The organism is Klebsiella sp. CSG-1 (assembly GCF_056521145.1).
This window is the reverse complement of sequence record NZ_JBWNLD010000005.1, coordinates 206,575-224,467: the sequence shown is the minus strand read 5'-3', so window position 1 is coordinate 224,467 and position 17,893 is coordinate 206,575. Positions and strand designations below refer to the sequence as shown.

General features: G+C 56.0%; 15 protein-coding genes. 7 read left to right on the top strand and 8 right to left on the bottom strand.

All coding sequences use genetic code 11. The annotated features are described in order from the left end of the window. Positions 1–126: 126 nt before the first annotated feature. Positions 127–1,383 carry a valine--pyruvate transaminase gene (gene avtA, locus AC007G_RS14360; RefSeq protein WP_032696989.1) on the top strand — a complete coding sequence of 419 codons (1,257 nt, stop codon included), beginning with the start codon at positions 127–129 and terminating at the stop codon, positions 1,381–1,383. Between the two features lie 105 nt (positions 1,384–1,488). Here the strand turns inward: avtA and AC007G_RS14355 are convergent, their stop codons facing one another. Both AC007G_RS14355 and AC007G_RS14350 read right to left on the bottom strand, forming a co-directional pair. After that, on the bottom strand, positions 1,489–1,977 hold the full coding sequence (locus AC007G_RS14355; protein ID WP_032690299.1) for a 4Fe-4S binding protein: 489 nt from the start codon (positions 1,975–1,977) through the stop codon (positions 1,489–1,491). A gap of 199 nt (positions 1,978–2,176) precedes the next feature. Beyond that, complete coding sequence (locus AC007G_RS14350) at positions 2,177–2,992, bottom strand: AraC family transcriptional regulator (RefSeq protein WP_032696991.1); 816 nt, start codon at positions 2,990–2,992, stop codon at positions 2,177–2,179. Between the two features lie 251 nt (positions 2,993–3,243). On the opposite strand from AC007G_RS14350, the gene AC007G_RS14345 reads away from it, so the two are divergent. After that, positions 3,244–4,644: an MFS transporter gene (locus AC007G_RS14345; protein ID WP_142630264.1), complete on the top strand. Its 1,401-nt coding sequence runs from the start codon at positions 3,244–3,246 to the stop codon at positions 4,642–4,644. Between the two features lie 10 nt (positions 4,645–4,654). After that, on the top strand, positions 4,655–6,616 hold the full coding sequence (locus AC007G_RS14340; RefSeq protein ID WP_142630262.1) for a glycoside hydrolase family 127 protein: 1,962 nt from the start codon (positions 4,655–4,657) through the stop codon (positions 6,614–6,616). A 102-nt stretch (positions 6,617–6,718) separates the two neighbouring features. On the opposite strand, the gene selB is transcribed toward AC007G_RS14340, so the two are convergent. The 5 genes from selB to AC007G_RS14315 all read right to left on the bottom strand — a co-directional run bounded on the left by selB (position 6,719) and on the right by AC007G_RS14315 (position 12,244). Beyond that, a complete protein-coding gene (gene selB, locus AC007G_RS14335) occupies positions 6,719–8,557 on the bottom strand; it encodes a selenocysteine-specific translation elongation factor (RefSeq protein WP_142630261.1) in 1,839 nt (612 codons plus the stop codon). Continuing rightward, positions 8,554–9,942 carry an L-seryl-tRNA(Sec) selenium transferase gene (selA, locus tag AC007G_RS14330; RefSeq protein ID WP_047663589.1) on the bottom strand — a complete coding sequence of 463 codons (1,389 nt, stop codon included), beginning with the start codon at positions 9,940–9,942 and terminating at the stop codon, positions 8,554–8,556. The genes selB and selA overlap by 4 nt, the downstream gene beginning before the upstream one ends. Positions 9,943–10,048: 106 nt before the next feature. Next, positions 10,049–10,657, bottom strand: coding sequence for a glutathione S-transferase (locus tag AC007G_RS14325; RefSeq protein WP_032696996.1), 609 nt, complete (start codon positions 10,655–10,657; stop codon positions 10,049–10,051). A 91-nt stretch (positions 10,658–10,748) separates the two neighbouring features. Then, positions 10,749–11,885, bottom strand: a complete 1,137-nt coding sequence (locus AC007G_RS14320) for an HlyD family secretion protein (RefSeq protein WP_032690292.1) — start codon at positions 11,883–11,885, stop codon at positions 10,749–10,751. A 2-nt stretch (positions 11,886–11,887) separates the two neighbouring features. Next, positions 11,888–12,244, bottom strand: coding sequence for a DUF3302 domain-containing protein (locus AC007G_RS14315; protein WP_032696998.1), 357 nt, complete (start codon positions 12,242–12,244; stop codon positions 11,888–11,890). 664 nt (positions 12,245–12,908) lie between these two features. On the opposite strand from AC007G_RS14315, the gene mtlA reads away from it, so the two are divergent. From mtlA to mtlR, 3 genes are all read left to right on the top strand, one after another. Then, positions 12,909–14,828 carry a PTS mannitol transporter subunit IICBA gene (gene mtlA / locus AC007G_RS14310; RefSeq protein WP_032690291.1) on the top strand — a complete coding sequence of 640 codons (1,920 nt, stop codon included), beginning with the start codon at positions 12,909–12,911 and terminating at the stop codon, positions 14,826–14,828. Between the two features lie 120 nt (positions 14,829–14,948). Then, positions 14,949–16,097, top strand: a complete 1,149-nt coding sequence (mtlD, locus tag AC007G_RS14305) for a mannitol-1-phosphate 5-dehydrogenase (protein WP_049268357.1) — start codon at positions 14,949–14,951, stop codon at positions 16,095–16,097. Further along, positions 16,094–16,693 carry a mannitol operon repressor MtlR gene (mtlR, locus tag AC007G_RS14300; protein WP_032690289.1) on the top strand — a complete coding sequence of 200 codons (600 nt, stop codon included), beginning with the start codon at positions 16,094–16,096 and terminating at the stop codon, positions 16,691–16,693. Before mtlD ends, mtlR begins: the two co-directional genes overlap by 4 nt. Here the strand turns inward: mtlR and AC007G_RS14295 are convergent. Further along, on the bottom strand, positions 16,682–16,906 hold the full coding sequence (locus AC007G_RS14295; protein ID WP_032690288.1) for a hypothetical protein: 225 nt from the start codon (positions 16,904–16,906) through the stop codon (positions 16,682–16,684). The genes mtlR and AC007G_RS14295 overlap by 12 nt on opposite strands. Positions 16,907–17,181: 275 nt before the next feature. On the opposite strand from AC007G_RS14295, the gene AC007G_RS14290 reads away from it, so the two are divergent. After that, complete coding sequence (locus AC007G_RS14290) at positions 17,182–17,544, top strand: YibL family ribosome-associated protein (RefSeq protein WP_032690287.1); 363 nt, start codon at positions 17,182–17,184, stop codon at positions 17,542–17,544. Positions 17,545–17,893: the final 349 nt, after the last annotated feature.

Below are 17,893 nucleotides of genomic sequence, written 5' to 3'. Positions count from 1 at the left end.
AAAAAACTAATATCTATCGATAATCCAGCATAAAAATGAAATCTTCGACATTCCTGCCGATTTGCACCGCATCGAAGCTGGCGTTATGGTTACCCACTTTCCAGGAAGACCGATAGATTATCCGCAATGACATTTTCACTTTTCGGCGACAAATTCACCCGTCATTCAGGCATCACCCGCTTGATGGAAGACCTCAATGACGGCCTGCGCACTCCGGGCGCAATCATGCTGGGCGGCGGTAATCCCGCGCAGATCCCGGAAATGAACGAATACTTCCAGACCCTGCTGGCTGACATGCTCGCCAACGGCAAAGCCCTTGATGCGCTTTGTAATTACGACGGTCCGCAGGGAAAAAGCGAGCTTCTGACCGTGCTGGCGCAGATGCTGCGCGAAGAACTGGGCTGGGAGATTGAACCACAGAATATTGCGCTAACAAATGGCAGTCAGAGTGCATTTTTCTACTTGTTTAACCTCTTTGCCGGACGCCGTGCGGATGGCACCACCCGCAAAGTCCTGTTCCCGCTGACGCCGGAATATATCGGCTACGCCGACTCGGGTCTCGAAGAGGATCTGTTTGTCGCCACCCGCCCGAATATTGAGTTGCTGCCAGAAGGCCAGTTTAAATACCACGTCGATTTTGAACACCTGCAGGTCACGGAAGAGACAGGGATGATTTGCGTCTCTCGCCCGACCAACCCGACCGGTAACGTGATCACTGACGAAGAGCTGATCAAGCTGGATGCGCTGGCCCACCAACACGGCGTTCCGCTGGTCATTGATAACGCGTATGGCGTGCCTTTCCCGGGAATTATTTTCAGCGACGCCAGGCCGCTCTGGAACCCGAATATTGTACTGTGTATGAGCCTGTCCAAGCTGGGCCTGCCGGGCAGTCGCTGCGGGATCATCGTGGCCAATGAGAAAATCATTACCGCCATCAGCAACATGAACGGGATTATCAGCCTTGCGCCCGGCGGAATGGGGCCGGCGATGATGTGCGAAATGATCAAACGCCATGACCTGCTGCGCCTGTCAGAAACGGTCATCAAGCCGTTCTACTACCAGCGCGTACAGGAAACTATCGCCATTATTCGCCGCTATCTGCCGGAAGATCGCTGCCTGATTCATAAACCTGAAGGGGCGATTTTCCTCTGGCTGTGGTTTAAAGATCTGCCGATCTCCACCGAACTGCTGTACCAGCGGCTGAAAAAACGCGGCGTATTGATGGTGCCGGGCGACTACTTCTTCCCGGGGCTGGATAAACCCTGGCCGCACACCCACCAGTGCATGCGTATGAACTACGTGCCGGATCCGCAAAAAATCGAAGCGGGGGTGCAAATCCTCGCCGAAGAGATTGAGCGGGCCTGGGGCGAAGCGCACGCGTAACGCCTGCTCACAAAGCGTAACCCCGACCTCTTATGGCCTGCCGGACGGCGGGCCATATCGCCCGACTAAGGCGTATTGGTGCCGCTATCCGGGCCTCTCGCACGCCTACATCGCCAGCGCCATTCGCCGACGCCGCTGCGCGCTCAGTCGCTCCAGCTCCGCACCTTCCAGGCAGCGCAACGCCTGAGTCGGACACGCGGCAATACAGGCAGGACCCTCCGCGCGATGGCGGCATAAATCGCATTTCAGCGCCTGCACGCCCTCCCCGGTCAACATGACGGTTATTGCGCCATAAGGGCAGGCGACCATGCAGCTTTTACAGCCGATACAGCGACGCTGGTCAACGTACCAGGCGGCATTTTCACGTTGAATGGCGTCAACCGGGCAGACATTTGCACAAGGTGCATCTTCACACTGGCGACACAGCGTGGCCGTCGACAGCTCGTCACTTTTCACCACCCGGATACGGGGCGCAAACTGCGGCGCAGAAACCGTGGTACAGCTTTGATCGTGCTGATGCGAGACCACGCAGGCCACTTCACAGGTCCGGCAGCCAATACATTTTTGTGCATCCGCGATGATAAAACGGTTCATCCGCTGCTCCATTGAGGATAAAAAAGCAGCGTGCCAGAAAACGCGGTCCCCGCGCCTTGATCCTGAATGGAATCAGCCCTTTTTTTACCTCTCGCCGGGGAATTTTAGTCATTTGCCTGAGTCTTCCTGCCGTAAGCAATGACGACGGGAAAAGATAGCGCGTATGGCAAAGACGCTTCCCGTCTGGGGGATGCCTCGCCTACGCCGAGTTAATATGCTCCTTACAGTAACGACGCTTCCACGCCGCCGGCGTCAGGCTGGTATGTTTACGGAAAATTTTGCGGAAATAGCCGACATCATTGAAGCCGCATTTCATTGCTACTTCGGTCAGCGACAAGGAGTCGCTGATGAGCAACTTTTCCGCGGCCCTCACCCGTTGGCGGTGCAGCGCTTCAGTGAGCGTCAGCCGAAAAACATGACGATAAACGCGTCCCAGATAATCGGCGTTACAGTGCAGCTCTTTCGCTAAGGTTGAAGCGGAAACCGGTAAATGAAACCGGGTATGAATGATTTGCTGCGCTTTCCACGCCAGCGCATTCCCGGGACTATCCGTTGTCTGCTCGCTTGCGGCTGCCGAGATTTGTTGCAGAATGAGCAGCAGAATCAATTCCAGTGCCGTGCTACGGTGGATATTTTCCTGCTCACGCAAGAATTGCCTGAACAGAGAAATAATATACTGCGGCTCACTCACCCGGGAGTGCTGTGGGATAGACAGCGGCGCTTTGGGAGTCAAATCGCCCTCATCCGGCATCACTTCAAAATGCAACCAGTAGAATTTTAAATCCGCCGGGAACGGGTCAATACCGACATGTGAACGCTGCGGCCAAAGCAGTAAACTTTCTCCGGCATTCACCCTGAATATTTGATTTTCTTCGCGAATCGTTAATATCCCTTTTTCGACAAAAATGAGCTCCCAGGAAAGAAGCCGTCGCGCCGGATGGCTACCAATACCCCGGGAAATAAATAACCCACCATTTTGTACTTTAATCGGAAGAGACATGGATAATTCAAGCATAGATATTCAATTTCTCGCTTTTTGCGCCACTTATAACTCTGTTTATATCTGATTATTAACGATAAAAGCGCATCATATCGGATCGAAATCACACTTTTACGATGAAGTCGGAATCGTCATCTTTTTATACTTTTCCCTTCCCTTGTTGGTACCTGTATTTCGTGCAGAATAAATACCGTACTTTGCAAATTACACAATAAAACCCGCGATTAAGTGGGTTATTTTCCGCATATCATCTCCGGGAGTTATTTATGACTTCGGCTCCGATTACGACCAACGATTTGGCACTACGTGCACAAAACGAAAAATTATCCCTCCGTGAAAAAATAGGTTACGGACTGGGCGATGCCGGCGGGACGGTCATTACCTGCCTGATAATGAACTTTCTCACGTTTTTCTATACCGATGTTTTTGGGTTGACGCCCGCACTGGTCGGAACGCTGTTCCTCGCGCTGCGCGTTTTTGACGCCATTTCCGACCCGATCATGGGCGTTCTTGCCGACCGCACCCAAAGTCGCTGGGGACGTTTTCGTCCCTGGCAGCTGTGGATAGCCGTGCCTATCGGCATCGTTGGCGTACTCACCTTTACCGTACCGGACGCCAGTATGGGAGTAAAAATTGCCTGGGCATTCGGGACCTATCTGCTGCTATCGGTCAGCTATACCGCAATCAATGTGCCGTACTGCGCGCTTATCAACACCATGACCACTCGTCATAGTGAAGTGATCTCATGCCAGGCGTGGCGTTTTGTATTATGCGGCGTGGCAGGATTTTTGGTCTCCGTGGGGCTACCGTGGCTGGTGAAAGCGCTGGGCCAGGGAAATACCGCTCAGGGCTATCAGTATGGCGTTGGCGTACTCTGTGCCATTGCGGTGGTGATGTTCCTGTGCTGTTTCTTCTGGGTTCGCGAACGTGTCTCACTGGATGTGATGGGCAAATTTACCCTGCGCGAACATATTGCCGGTCTGCGTAAAAACGACCAGCTGCTGCTGATGCTGGTGATGTCGTTCCTGCTGATCAACGTTTTTAATATCCGTGGCGGCGGCTACATGTACTTCATCACCTACGTCCTTGGCGGTTCAACTGGCTATACCTCCCTGTTTTTCACTATGGTGACCTTTGCCTCTATTTTCGGCGCCGTCATCATCAACCTGTTATCCCGCCGTTTTGATACCGTCACCCTCTACTACCACACCAACCTGGTGTTAGCGGCGCTTGCCGTCGTGATGTGGTTTTTACCCACCGGCCCGGCCTACCAGACCCTGTGGCTGGGAGTGATCCTCGGCAACGGTATTATTCTCGGCTTCACTTTGCCGCTGCACTTCTCGCTGATGGCCTTCTCCGATGACTACGGCGAATGGAAGACCGGCGTGCGCTCTTCCGGCATGAACTTCGCCTTTAACCTGTTCTTCATTAAGCTGGCATGGGCTTCCAGCGCCGGCATCATCAGCCTCGTGTTTATTTACGTGGCCTATCAGCCGGGCGCCGATAATCAGACGGCATCATCGCTGGCCGGTATCACCACAATGGAAACCCTGCTGCCCGCACTTTTCCATCTGCTGCTCGCCTTCGCGATCCGCGCCTGCAAACTCAATAATCCGATGATGGCGCGCATTGCCAGCGACCTGCGCACGCGCCACGTTCAGCCCTAAGGAGTCCGTCATGTCTGTTATGGAAGTCGATCTGCACAAACTGAAAATCACCGATCCATTCCTCGGTCAGTACCAGCAGCTGGTGCGCGATGTGGTGATCCCCTACCAGTGGGATGCGCTTAACGACCGCATCGACGAGGCCGATCCGAGCCATGCGATAGAAAACTTCCGTATCGCCGCCGGGCGTCAGCAAGGCGAATTTTACGGTATGGTTTTTCAGGACAGTGACGTGGCGAAATGGCTGGAAGCCGTCGCCTGGTCGCTGTGCCAGAAGCCAGATAGCGAGCTGGAAAAGACCGCTGATGAAGTGATTGAACTGGTGGCTGACGCCCAGTGCGAAGATGGCTACCTGAATACCTACTTCACGGTCAAAGCTCCAGCGCAACGCTGGACAAATCTCGCCGAGTGCCACGAGCTTTACTGTGCCGGGCACATGATTGAAGCTGGCGTCGCCTTCTTCCAGGCCACCGGCAAACGCCGCCTGCTGGAGGTGGTCTGTCGCCTGGCGGACCATATCGACAGCGTGTTTGGCCCCGGAGAACATCAGCTACACGGCTATCCCGGGCACCCGGAAATTGAGCTGGCATTGATGCGCCTGTATGACGTCACCCAGCAACCTCGCTACCTGGCGTTGACGAACTATTTCGTTGAGGAGCGCGGAACACAGCCGCATTTTTACGATATCGAATATGAAAAGCGCGGCAAAACCTCCTACTGGAATACCTACGGCCCGGCATGGATGGTGATGGATAAGCCCTATAGCCAGGCGCACCAACCGATCGCTGAACAGCCTGTCGCCATCGGTCATGCGGTGCGCTTTGTCTACCTGATGACCGGCGTTGCCCATCTCGCCCGTTTAAGCCAGGACGAGGGCAAGCGCCGGGACTGCCTGCGGCTGTGGCAGAACATGGCCCGGCGCCAGCTGTATATCACCGGCGGCATCGGTTCGCAGAGCAGCGGAGAGGCCTTCAGCAGCGACTACGACCTGCCAAACGATACGGTGTATGCCGAAAGCTGCGCCTCCATTGGCCTGATGATGTTTGCCCGCCGGATGCTGGAGATGGAAGCCGACAGTCAGTATGCCGACGTAATGGAGCGCGCGCTGTATAACACCGTGCTGGGCGGAATGGCGCTGGACGGTAAGCACTTTTTCTACGTCAATCCGCTGGAGGTCCACCCAAAATCATTGAAATTTAACCATATTTACGACCACGTGAAGCCTGTTCGTCAGCGCTGGTTCGGCTGCGCCTGCTGCCCGCCGAATATCGCCCGCGTACTCACGTCGCTGGGACACTACATCTACACGCCGCATGCAGAGGCGCTCTATATCAATCTGTATATCGGCAACCATGCAGAGATCCCGGTGGGCGATAAGACATTGCGGCTGTGCATCAGCGGCAACTATCCGTGGCAGGAGCAGGTAAAAATCACCATTGACTCCTCCATGTCGGTCAAGCATACCCTCGCGCTGCGCCTGCCAGACTGGTGCGATAACCCGCAGGTGACGCTGAACGGCGTGGCGGTTTCACGGGATGTCCGCAAAGGCTATCTGCACATCCACCATCGCTGGCAGGAAGGCGACACTCTGCTGCTAACGCTACCGATGCCGGTGCGCCGCGTCTACGGTAATCCGCTGGTGCGCCATCAGGCCGGCCAGGTCGCCGTACAGCGAGGTCCATTGGTCTATTGTCTGGAACAGGCGGACAACGGCGAACAGTTGCATAACCTGCAGCTGCCGCGTAACGCCCGGTTCAGCGCTTTTGCAGGAAAAGGTATGTTTGCGCATAAGGTGCTTCTTCAGGCGCCGGGTTATAAGCAAACGGCGGAGAATGCGCAAAGCCAGGCGCTGTGGAGTTATGACCACACGCCGGCCACGCGCCAGCCGCAGACCTTAACCTTTGTTCCGTGGTTTAGCTGGGCGAATCGCGGCGAAGGAGAAATGCGCATCTGGGTGAAAGAAACGGACGAATAAACGCGGGAGGTAGTGCCGCGCCCCGAGGGAGTTCAACCTAAACATCCGCGCCGGCGCTACGCTGACCGGGCAGCGCAGGCTGGCCCGGTCACCTGAAGAGACTTAAAGAAACAAGGCTTTATCGCGCAGAATATGGTCATTACCACGACGGCGGGTAAAGCCAATCCGGTCGAAATATTCAAGAATTTGAATCGCCAGTTTACGCCCGACGTTCAGCGTATCGCGGAAATCTGCCGCGCAGGTTGAACCGCGTAGCTGATCCAACTCGCGGATCATTCTGGCAAAGGCCACGATCCGATCGTTGCGATAATAACGATCTTTGACGATCGCGGTAATCATGCCCTGCTGCGCCGCCTGACGCAGCACCGCGCGCATCAGCGCCTCTTCAACGCCCGCCTCTTTCGCCAGGTCGCGCACCCACCATGGCTCATCGGCAAACAGGTCGGCAACCCGTAGCCAGATGGCCTGCTGCTCCTCGGTAAAGCCCGCTTTGTGTTCCGGCAGATGCAACCATCCGTGATGGCTGTCGATAGTCCCACTGGCGCGCATCTGCTCAATCAGCAGCAGTACCAGCGCTTCGTCCTCCATCGGCAGCGCAATACGCCGCAGACGTTCGCGGCCCGGTCCAGGCTCGTCGCGATGCTGATCGTGATAGCGCGCCAGCGCATCAAGGAGTTTTGTCTGCCAGCGCGCCGCCAGCGCAGGGCTGAGCAGGTTATAACCGGCCTGCAGATAGCCGGCGTTGCGGGTCAGCGCCGCCAGGCCATTTTCGTTCAGCTGACGGGCCCAGGCAAATTCATCCAGACGTACCGCGTCGCGCTGCAGGTGCGTCTCCAGCGCCTGGGCATCATCCGCAGCCGCCGCTAGCGCATGGAGCCACTGCAGATATTCCGCTTTCCGTTTGCCGCGCCGCGGCGGATTTAGCGTCACCACGCGGGCACCCGCCAGGGTAACGCGGGCGGAGATATCGCGCAGCACCAGGCGGTCGTTATCTGCCAGCCACAGCGGAGTATCGAGTACCAGTTCGGCGAGATTCCCCTCCAGCAGCGAGACGCGTCCGGTAATATGGCTGGCGGCATGATGGATATGCAAAGACTGCCATTGCGTCAACGGCGTATGGCACTGTAGTTCAACAATCACCCGCCCGGACGCTTCGGGAGGCTGAACGGACAGCAGCCAGTCGCCGCGATTGAGCGCCTCTTTCTGCGCATCGCCGACAATGTTCAGCGCAATTCGCTGACCGGCCCGCGCCCGGTCGACCGGCTGGTTTTGCGCATGCAGCCCGCGCACGCGCATCGGCTTATCCACCCCGGTCAGCCATAGCGTATCGCCGACGTTGACCTCGCCGCTGAGCGCGGTGCCGGTCACCACCAGGCCCGCTCCTTTTACGGTGAAGGCGCGATCGATAGCCAGGCGAAAACGCTGATGCTGTGGGTGGGTGCGTTCAGGCAGCTGGCGCAGATGCGCGCGTAGCTCGTCGACCCCCCGGTTTTTCGTCGCCGCCGTGGCAAACAGCGTGGCGTGGGTAAAGCCAAATTCGGCCAGCACCGCGGCCACCTCGGCACGCACCTCGCTCACGCGCGCCCCATCAACGCGATCGGCCTTAGTCAACGCCACCGTCAGCGACGGCTTTCCCGTCAGCTGCAGGATGGCCAGATGCTCGCGGGTCTGCGCCATCACGCCATCATCGCAGGCCACCACCAGCAGCGCGTGGTCAATACCGCCCACCCCCGCCAGCATGTTAGACAAAAACTTTTCGTGGCCAGGCACATCGATAAACCCCAGCACGCGACCGTCGGGCTGTGGCCAGTAGGCGTACCCCAGATCGATCGTCATCCCGCGTGATTTCTCTTCCGGCAGACGGTCGGCATTAACGCCGGTGATCGCCTGCAGCAGCGTCGTTTTGCCGTGGTCAACATGTCCGGCAGTGGCAATAATCATTGTAATAACATCTCCATAAACCGGGGTTCATCTTCAAGACAGCGCAAGTCCAGCCACAGACGCCCATCGTAAATCCGTCCGATCACCGGGATCGTCAGCCCACGCCAACAGGCCGCCAGCGCCTCCAGCTGACTGCCTCGACCATCGCGCGGCGTAAAGGTCAGCGCCGCCCCAGGCAGACGGTCCACCGGTAGCGAACCGCTGCCAATTTGCGACTGACAGGGCTCCACCCGCACCTCAAACTGCGCGTAATGCGCGGCCAGCAATGGCTGCAGGCGCAGCGCCTGTGCCTGAATCGCCTCCGCCGTGCGGGTCAGCAGGCGTAGCGTGGGCAGCCGATCGGCCAGCGTTTCCGGATGCAGATAGAGCCGCAGAGTGGCTTCCAGCGCGGCAAGGGTCATTTTATCCGCCCGCAGCGCGCGCTTAAGCGGGTGCTGCTGCAGACGGGCAATCATCGCCTTCTCACCAACGATAATCCCCGCCTGCGGGCCGCCCAGCAGCTTATCGCCGGAGAAGCTCACCAGACTGACGCCCGCCGCGATCATCTCCTGCGGCATCGGCTCTTTCGGCAGGCCATACTGGCTCAAATCAACCAGCGACCCGCTGCCCAAATCCGCCACCACCGGAATACCCGTTTCGCGGCCAATCATCGCCAGCTCGGCTTCATCGACGGCCGCCGTGAAGCCCTCGATGCTGTAATTGCTGGTATGGACCTTCATCAATAGCCCGGTATTGTCATTCACGGCCTGGCGATAATCTTTCGCATGGGTGCGGTTGGTGGTACCAACTTCATGCAGGATACAACCCGCCTGGCGCATCACATCGGGAATACGGAATGCTCCGCCGATCTCCACCAGCTCGCCGCGCGAGAGCACCACCTCTTTACCGCCGGCGGTGGCCGCCAGCATCAGCAGCACCGCCGCGGCGTTATTGTTGACAATACAGGCATCTTCTGCACCGGTGATGCGGCACAGCAGTTCCGCCAGCGCCCGATCGCGGTGGCCGCGTCCGGCATCATCCAGGCTGTACTCCAGCGTGACCGGCGCACGCATCGCCTGGGCGACGGCATCAACCGCCGTTTCTGCCTGGATTGCGCGTCCCAGGTTGGTATGCAGCACCGTGCCGGTGAGATTGAACACCGGGCGCAGCGCGCTTTGCAATGTTTGCGCCAGCCGTCGCCCGGTTTCCTGCGGCCAGTCATCGCACCAGCCCGGCAGCGCCTGCTGCTGACGAATGTATTCCCGCGCCTCCTCCAGCATCTGGCGCAGCAGCGTCACCACCTGAGCATGACCATAGCGGGCCAGCACAGCAGAAAAAGCGGGGTCGCGAAGCAAACGGTCGGTGGCCGGAAGCCGGGTGTAAAGCGCACGAATATCGGTAGTCATGAATGGACCTGGCGGTAAGTTATTTACCCCCCTCCCGACGGGAGAGGGAGTCAACAAATCAGCGGTGATTGTAACGTCTCCGGGGGGAAACTGTTACCTGCCTGGGTCAAGTCCTTGGCGGTTCGGTACGGGCAAAACTGGCGCGCTGAAAAAGCGCATCGACCAGCTTAATCAGCTGAGGCCGCGTCGCACACCAGCCGGGCGCAACCCGCCGAAAGTTTAGATAGGCAATCGCACACGCCGCTGAAATCGTGGCCAGATTGACCTCATCGATACGCAGGCTGCCATCGGCAACATAGGCTTCCAGCGCATCGAGGCCCCGGGTCACTTTCTCCCGCTGGCGCAGCAGCTCGCTTTCTGACTGCTGCGCCGCCGGACGGCTCTTTTCACGCACCAGTGCCTGCGCCGCCTCCATTACGCCGTCGGCCAGGGCCTCCAGCTGGCGCATTTTCAACGCCGCTTTCGGGTCCGATGGCACCATTGCCGGCGCCGCGCCGAGCTGATCGAGGTATTGCGCGATAATGGGAGAGTCATACCAGCATTCGCCGCCGTCGGTGACCAGCACCGGCACCTTGCCCAAGGGATTGTATTGGCCGACGCCGTTCTCGTCGTGGTAGGGAGATTCATTGACGAATGCGAAGGGGAGGTTTTTCTCCAGCAGAATGACGGAGATTTTACGTACAAAGGGACTGGTGTAGCTGCCGATCAGTTTCATTGCCTGCTCCTTTCGCCAACAAAAAAGTAAGTATGGTTCAGGCGCAGGCAAAAGGCAGGTCAGACTTAACGTCAGCCTGCCTTCATCGCAATTAATGATCCAGGTAGAGGTAGTGCATCCAGCTGGTCATGCGTAGCAAGACCTTTCTCATGACCGATACATGGCTGAAGTGGTCAGAATAGACCGCCACCTGGGCATAAATACCGTCCGGCAGCGAGTCGACATCCGCGTTGGGATCCAGCTCAATTGTCGCCAGGACGCCATCGGTTCCCGGTAAGACCGTCAGCGACTGCAATGCTCCTTGCGCCTGGTAAGATCCCCCCGGGACCACCGGAAGAATACTGGTCAGCTTGCCATGGAATACCTGGCCCGGCAGCGCGTTAAAGACCACTTCGGCATCATCGCCTGGCTTCAGTCGCAGCAGCGAGTTTTGGCGGAACTGGGCAACAATCTGCCGTTTTTGTTCCGGGATAAAGACCATCACCGGGCGCAGCGGCAGCGCTGCCGCATAGGTGCCGGGACGGATCAGCACCTGGGTAACATAGCCGTTGCTTGGCGCGCGAATCACGGTCTGGTCGAGGTTATATTTCGCCTCCGTCAACTGCGCGCGCAGACTGACAACCTGCGACTGCTCACCCCCCACCATGCTGTCCAGTTGACTCTGTATCTGCGCCTGCTCGGCAACGGATGCTTTCACTAACGCATCCTGCGCCAGATAGTTTTGCCGGGCGTTATCGATATCGCTTTCAGAGAACGGGTTGACCCGCGCCTGGCTGCCTTTCAGATAGCGCTGGTAGTCCTTGTAGAGCCGATCGCGCTCGGCGGAAACACGTACCGTGTTGGCCTGCGCTTCTGAAAGCTGCGCCTTCAGAGTGTTGATGCTGTGCAGCGCGGTCACCAGATCGGCCTGCAGTCTGTCCACCCGGGCCTGATAACGCACGGGATCAATCGTAAACAGGACATCACCCTTATTAACACGTTGATTCGTTTTATCCGTCACGGTACTGACGATACCGGTCACCTGCGGCGTAATGGGAATAGAAATAACCGCCTTTTGTGCGGTAAATGTATAAGGATGATTATAGTTCATTAATAAAATAAGGGCGCTGACGAGAAATATGCCGCCTAATGCCGCCGTGGCTAAAGTCCACTGGTTAACCGGAATGCGAAATATCTTAAAAACCGCCCATGCAATCGCTACATAGGTCAATACAATTAACAGATCCATGATTAGCGCTCCGGGGTCTCTTTATCTGCGGATGATGGCACCGCACCCAGTCTTTTTTCCAACTCGGCAACGCGTTGTGAAAGCCTTTCGATATCGGGATCGCGTTCAGCTGGAGGAATATGAGATTTCATTCCCCACCCGCGCTCAGGTTGATAGAGCGTGGCCCAAATCCACAGGAATGGCCAGATAACATGCAGCGTAAACAGGCTCACCCACCCGGCGGTATGGATGGCATCAGCATGGGGATGATTACGTTTTTTGGCCATTAAATAGGGAATATCATGAATTGCAATGATTCCATAAAAGAGAACCAGAAAAACGAAGATCAATACACCCAACGCAAAATAGTTGAGAAACATATGTGCCTCACTAAACACGACGACAGCTCATCAATAATATAAAATGGTAAGCAACCAAATTAATTAATGAAATTTAAGTAAAAGAAAAATACGCTTATAATTTAAGGCCGAGGAGTATTGTTTTTAGTTATTCTCCTTGCAAGTTTTTAAGCGTGACAAAATATATCCTGAAGAACGATATACTTATCTTTACAACTTGAGCTTAAGCCACATGCTGACTTTTTTCCATACGGCCCGCCGATGATGTTTTTTCATTGTGAAGTCTGTGGACCAACGCCAGCCGCAGAGCGAGGGAGCAGAGTTTGCCGGCGATCACATCTGCAAAATTCAACGAATTATTTTTTGTGAACATGATCACAATATAGAGACAAACCAAAAACAATATTATGTGATGTAATTCACATTAATTGCCCTAATCAGGCTAATTTTGACCCATTGTCTTTTTTTTGCACACCAATTTTGTGATGCACATCACTACAAATAGCTGTCAGACACCTATATTCATGTGATCAGAATCACACAAAAACCCACCGACTGGACAGTTTAACCATTCAGTGCCAGATTCGCTTTATCAATCAGGGTCCGGCGACCTCTGCCGCCATATTCACAACAAGCCTCAGGCTTTTAGCCTACGCGATAAGCAAAACAGAAGAAGGGGTGTTTTATGTCATCCGATATCAAGATCAAGGTGCAAAGCTTTGGTCGTTTCCTCAGCAATATGGTGATGCCAAACATCGGCGCGTTTATCGCGTGGGGTATCATCACCGCATTATTCATACCGACAGGGTGGTTACCGAACGAGACGCTGGCGAAGTTAGTCGGCCCGATGATCACCTACCTGCTGCCGCTGCTTATCGGCTATACCGGCGGTAAATTAATTGGCGGTGAGCGTGGCGGCGTCGTCGGTGCCATCACCACAATGGGCGTCATCGTCGGCGCGGACATGCCGATGTTCCTCGGCGCCATGATCGCAGGTCCGCTGGGCGGCTGGGCGATTAAACATTTTGATGGCTGGGTAGACGGTAAGATTAAGTCCGGTTTCGAGATGCTGGTGAACAACTTCTCCGCCGGTATTATCGGGATGATCCTCGCGATTCTGGCATTCCTCGGCATTGGCCCGGCGGTTGAAGTCCTGTCCAAAATTCTGGCGGCGGGCGTTAACTTCATGGTTGTCCATGACATGCTGCCGCTGGCATCTATCTTCGTTGAACCGGCGAAAATCCTGTTCCTGAACAACGCTATCAACCACGGTATCTTCTCGCCGCTGGGTATTCAGCAGTCTCATGAGCTGGGCAAATCAATCTTCTTCCTGATTGAAGCCAACCCGGGTCCGGGGATGGGCGTGCTGCTGGCATACATGTTCTTTGGTCGCGGTAATGCGAAGCAGTCTGCAGGCGGTGCCGCAATCATCCACTTCCTGGGCGGTATCCACGAAATCTACTTCCCGTATGTGCTGATGAATCCGCGTCTGATCCTTGCCGTTATTCTCGGCGGTATGACCGGCGTGTTCACTCTGACTATCCTCAACGGCGGTCTGGTTTCTCCTGCTTCCCCGGGTTCTATTCTTGCGGTGCTGGCGATGACGCCGAAAGGCGCGTACTTCGCTAACATCGCGGCAATTATTGCGGCAATGGCCGTCTCCTTTGTGGTCTCCGCCATTCTGCTGAAAACCAGCAAAGTGAAAGAGGAAGATGATATCGATGCGGCGACTCGTCGCATGCAGGATATGAAAGCCGAATCTAAAGGCGCGGCTACCCCGCTGTCTGCAGGTACCGTAGCTAACGACCTGAGCCACGTGCGCAAAATCATCGTCGCCTGCGATGCCGGCATGGGTTCCAGCGCCATGGGTGCCGGGGTGCTGCGTAAAAAAGTGCAGGATGCGGGGCTGAGCAATATCTCCGTCACCAACTGCGCGATTAACAATCTGCCGCCGGATGTCGACCTGGTGATTACCCACCGCGATCTGACCGAGCGTGCGATGCGCCAGGTGCCGCAGGCCCAGCACATTTCGCTGACCAACTTCCTCGACAGCGGCCTGTACACCAGCCTGACCGAGCGTCTGGTTGCGGCGCAGCGCCATACTGACAACGAAGAGAAAGTCCGCGGCAGTCTGAAAGACAGCTTCGATACCGCCGACACAAATCTGTTCAAGCTTGGCGCAGAGAATATCTTCCTCGGTCGCAAAGCGGCGACGAAAGAAGAAGCGATCCGCTTTGCGGGCGAGCAGCTGGTGAAAGGCGGCTACGTTGAGCCGGAATATGTGCAGGCGATGCTGGATCGTGAAAAACTGACCTCCACCTATCTGGGCGAGTCCATCGCGGTACCACACGGCACGATTGAAGCTAAAGACCGCGTCCTGAAGACCGGCGTGGTGTTCTGCCAGTATCCGGAAGGGGTACGCTTTGGCGAAGACGAAGATGACGTAGCCCGTCTGGTTATCGGTATCGCGGCACGCAATAACGAGCACATTCATGTGATTACCAGCCTGACTAACGCGCTGGATGATGAGTCGGTGATTGAGCGCCTGACCCACACCACCAGCGTTGAGGAAGTGCTGGCGCTGCTGAAAGGCAACAAAGCGTAAACGGTCCCGGCCACGCCGGGAGACGAATCCCTCTCTCTCTGACTGGAGAGAGAGGGTTCGGGTGAGGGGCAGGCCTCACCCGAACCCTCTCAGGTAAAAACATTAATGAAGGTTAATACTATGAATGCATTACATTTTGGCGCAGGTAATATCGGACGTGGCTTCATCGGCAAATTGCTGGCTGACGCGGGGATCGCTTTAACATTCGCCGATGTGAATCAGGTGGTACTTGATGCCCTGAATGCCCGTCATAGCTATCAGGTTCACGTCGTCGGTGAAAACGAGCAGGTCGATACCGTTTCCGGCGTCAATGCCGTCAGCAGCATCGGCGAGGAAGTGATTGACCTGATTGCCCGCGTTGACCTGATCACCACCGCCGTCGGCCCGGTTGTGCTGGAGCGCATTGCGCCGGCTATTGCGAAAGGGCTGGCGAAGCGTAAAGCGCAGGGGATAACCGCCCCGCTAAACATCATTGCCTGTGAAAACATGGTGCGCGGAACCACGCAGCTCAGAGGCCACGTATTTAATGCCCTGGCGGAAGAAGACAAAGCCTGGGTAGAAGCCAACGTCGGCTTTGTCGATTCCGCGGTTGACCGTATTGTTCCCCCGTCCGCCTCTGCGACGCATGACCCGCTGGAAGTGACCGTGGAAACCTTCAGCGAGTGGATCGTCGATAAAACTCAGTTTAAAGGCACGCTGCCGGCGATCCCGGGAATGGAATTAACCGACAACCTGATGGCATTTGTCGAACGTAAGCTATTCACCTTAAACACCGGACATGCTATAACCGCCTACCTCGGAAAACTGGCCGGGCACCAGACGATCCGCGACGCGATTCTTGATGAGAACATTCGCGCCGTGGTGAAAGGGGCTATGGAAGAGAGCGGCGCGGTGCTGATCAAACGCTACGGCTTTGATGCACAGAAGCACGCCGCCTACATCCAGAAAATCCTCGGCCGTTTCGAGAATCCGTACCTGAAAGATGACGTTGAGCGCGTGGGTCGTCAGCCGCTGCGTAAACTGAGCGCGGGCGATCGTTTGATTAAGCCGCTGCTTGGTACGCTGGAATATGCTCTGCCGCACGTCAATCTGGTCAAAGGGATCGCGGCGGCAATGCACTTCCGCAGCGAAGAAGACCCGCAGGCGCAGGAGCTGGCAGCCTTGATTAACGACAAGGGCCCCCAGGCTGCGCTGGCACAGATTTCTGGTCTGGATGCAGCAAGTGCCGTGGTGACCGAGGCCGTTAACGACTACAACGCCACCAAATGAGGCAAGACCTGGCGCGGAATGAACCGCGCCCATTACTACTCCTGTCAGATATGCAGGCAATAATGGAAGAAACACAGGCATTTGAAAACCGCGTGCTTGAGCGTCTGAATGCTGGCAAAACCGTACGAAGCTTCCTGATCGCCACCGTCGAGCTACTCACGGAAGCGGTCAATATTCTGGTGCTTCAGGTGTTCCGTAAAGACGACTACGCGGTGAAATACGCAGTGGAGCCATTGCTGGATGGCGATGGGCCGCTGGGGGACCTTTCTGTACGCCTGAAGCTGATTTACGGCCTTGGGGTGATTAGCCGCGCCGAATACGAAGACGCCGAGCTGCTGATGGCCCTGCGTGAAGAGTTGAATCACGACGGAAATGAGTACAATTTTACCGATGATGAGATTCTTGGGCCTTTTGGCGAACTGCATTGCGTGACCGCCCTACCGCCGACGCCGCTGTTTGATGAGAGCGACGAAGAACTGCTGGCAATGCAGAAGCTGCGCTACCAGCAGGTGGTACGTTCAACAATGATGCTGTCTCTGACCGAGCTGATTTCCCGAATCAGCTTAAAAAAAGCCTTCCAGAAATCAACGCTCTGATTCAGGTTCGGACTGATCGCAGGTTGGCCGGTAAAGTTGCCGGTAATACTCCAGCCGATTCAAAAATAACGCCTCTTTGTTCTGCGGAATCTCCGGTGGCACATGCTGTAAACGCGGGGATTTTTTCAGATACTCCATAAAAGCCTGGCTTGAAGCCATAAAATCAACTGTCTTGTCGATAATACGCGGTACGCCGTCACCGATTTTTGCCATCTCGCCCTCCTGTGTTCAGGGATCATCCTGTAAAGGATTAGCGAAAAGCGAGGTCAGGGTTGAGGAAAACGTGCTGTATTGACGACAGACTTCACAGAGATGAAAAACAGGCCACTCTTAGTCACAATATGATTAACATTCATATAATTATAAATCATTGCCTCTGAGACTTCCGCGGAAAAAACGCCGGATTCTGGATAAATGACTACCCACAACAGAAGTCACAGCACATACTATATGTTGTCGAAATCCCTTTATTAATAGATTAAGTCATCATGAAAGAAGTCGAAAAGAATGAAATCAAGCGTTTGAGCGACCGCCTCGACGCCATCCGCCACCAGCAGGCAGACCTGTCGCTGGTGGAAGCGGCGGACAAATACGCCGAGCTGGAAAAAGAAAAAGCCACCCTCGAAGCCGAAATTATTCGCCTGCGCGAAGTTCAGGGCCAGAAACTGAGCAAAGAAGCACAGAAGCTGATGAGCCTGCCACATCGCCGCGCGATTACCAAAAAAGAGCAGGCCGATATGGGCAAGCTGAAGAAAAGCGTTCGCGGACTGGTGATTGTTCATCCGATGACTGCCCTCGGTCGCGAAATGAACCTCAAAGAAATGACCGGCTTCGCTAAAACCGAGTTCTAAGCTTTTAGCCGCGAGAACCTCCCCCGGTGTCGCTGCGCTGACCGGGGCGACGGGAACGCGTACGCTGGCGGTCGGTGACCAGACAGGTGTATCAGGCGCCGTGTCCGGGAATCCCACGGTCTCCCGACGGCGCTGCGCTGACCGGGGCGACGGGAACGCGTACGCTGGCAGTCGGTGACCGGACAGGCGTATCAGGCGCCGTGTCCGGGAATCCCACGGCCTCCCGACGGCGCTGCGCAGACCGAGGCGACGGGAACGCGTACGCCGGCGGTCGGTGACCGGACAGGCGCTGAGTCGCATACCCTTCACATCCATGATTCTCCCACCCCATTGGCCCTACCAATTATTT

Coding starts and splice junctions, on each gene's coding strand:
- selB (WP_142630261.1), bottom strand. CDS start 8,557: ATGATTATTGCCACTGCCGGACATGTTGACCACGGCAAAACGACGCTG.
- AC007G_RS14320 (WP_032690292.1), bottom strand. CDS start 11,885: ATGGATCTGTTAATTGTATTGACCTATGTAGCGATTGCATGGGCGGTT.
- AC007G_RS14345 (WP_142630264.1), top strand. CDS start 3,244: ATGACTTCGGCTCCGATTACGACCAACGATTTGGCACTACGTGCACAA.
- AC007G_RS14350 (WP_032696991.1), bottom strand. CDS start 2,992: ATGCTTGAATTATCCATGTCTCTTCCGATTAAAGTACAAAATGGTGGG.
- AC007G_RS14295 (WP_032690288.1), bottom strand. CDS start 16,906: ATGGCAAAAATCGGTGACGGCGTACCGCGTATTATCGACAAGACAGTT.
- mtlD (WP_049268357.1), top strand. CDS start 14,949: ATGAATGCATTACATTTTGGCGCAGGTAATATCGGACGTGGCTTCATC.
- AC007G_RS14315 (WP_032696998.1), bottom strand. CDS start 12,244: ATGTTTCTCAACTATTTTGCGTTGGGTGTATTGATCTTCGTTTTTCTG.
- AC007G_RS14325 (WP_032696996.1), bottom strand. CDS start 10,657: ATGAAACTGATCGGCAGCTACACCAGTCCCTTTGTACGTAAAATCTCC.
- avtA (WP_032696989.1), top strand. CDS start 127: ATGACATTTTCACTTTTCGGCGACAAATTCACCCGTCATTCAGGCATC.
- AC007G_RS14340 (WP_142630262.1), top strand. CDS start 4,655: ATGTCTGTTATGGAAGTCGATCTGCACAAACTGAAAATCACCGATCCA.
- AC007G_RS14355 (WP_032690299.1), bottom strand. CDS start 1,977: ATGAACCGTTTTATCATCGCGGATGCACAAAAATGTATTGGCTGCCGG.
- mtlR (WP_032690289.1), top strand. CDS start 16,094: ATGAGGCAAGACCTGGCGCGGAATGAACCGCGCCCATTACTACTCCTG.
- selA (WP_047663589.1), bottom strand. CDS start 9,942: ATGACTACCGATATTCGTGCGCTTTACACCCGGCTTCCGGCCACCGAC.
- AC007G_RS14290 (WP_032690287.1), top strand. CDS start 17,182: ATGAAAGAAGTCGAAAAGAATGAAATCAAGCGTTTGAGCGACCGCCTC.
- mtlA (WP_032690291.1), top strand. CDS start 12,909: ATGTCATCCGATATCAAGATCAAGGTGCAAAGCTTTGGTCGTTTCCTC.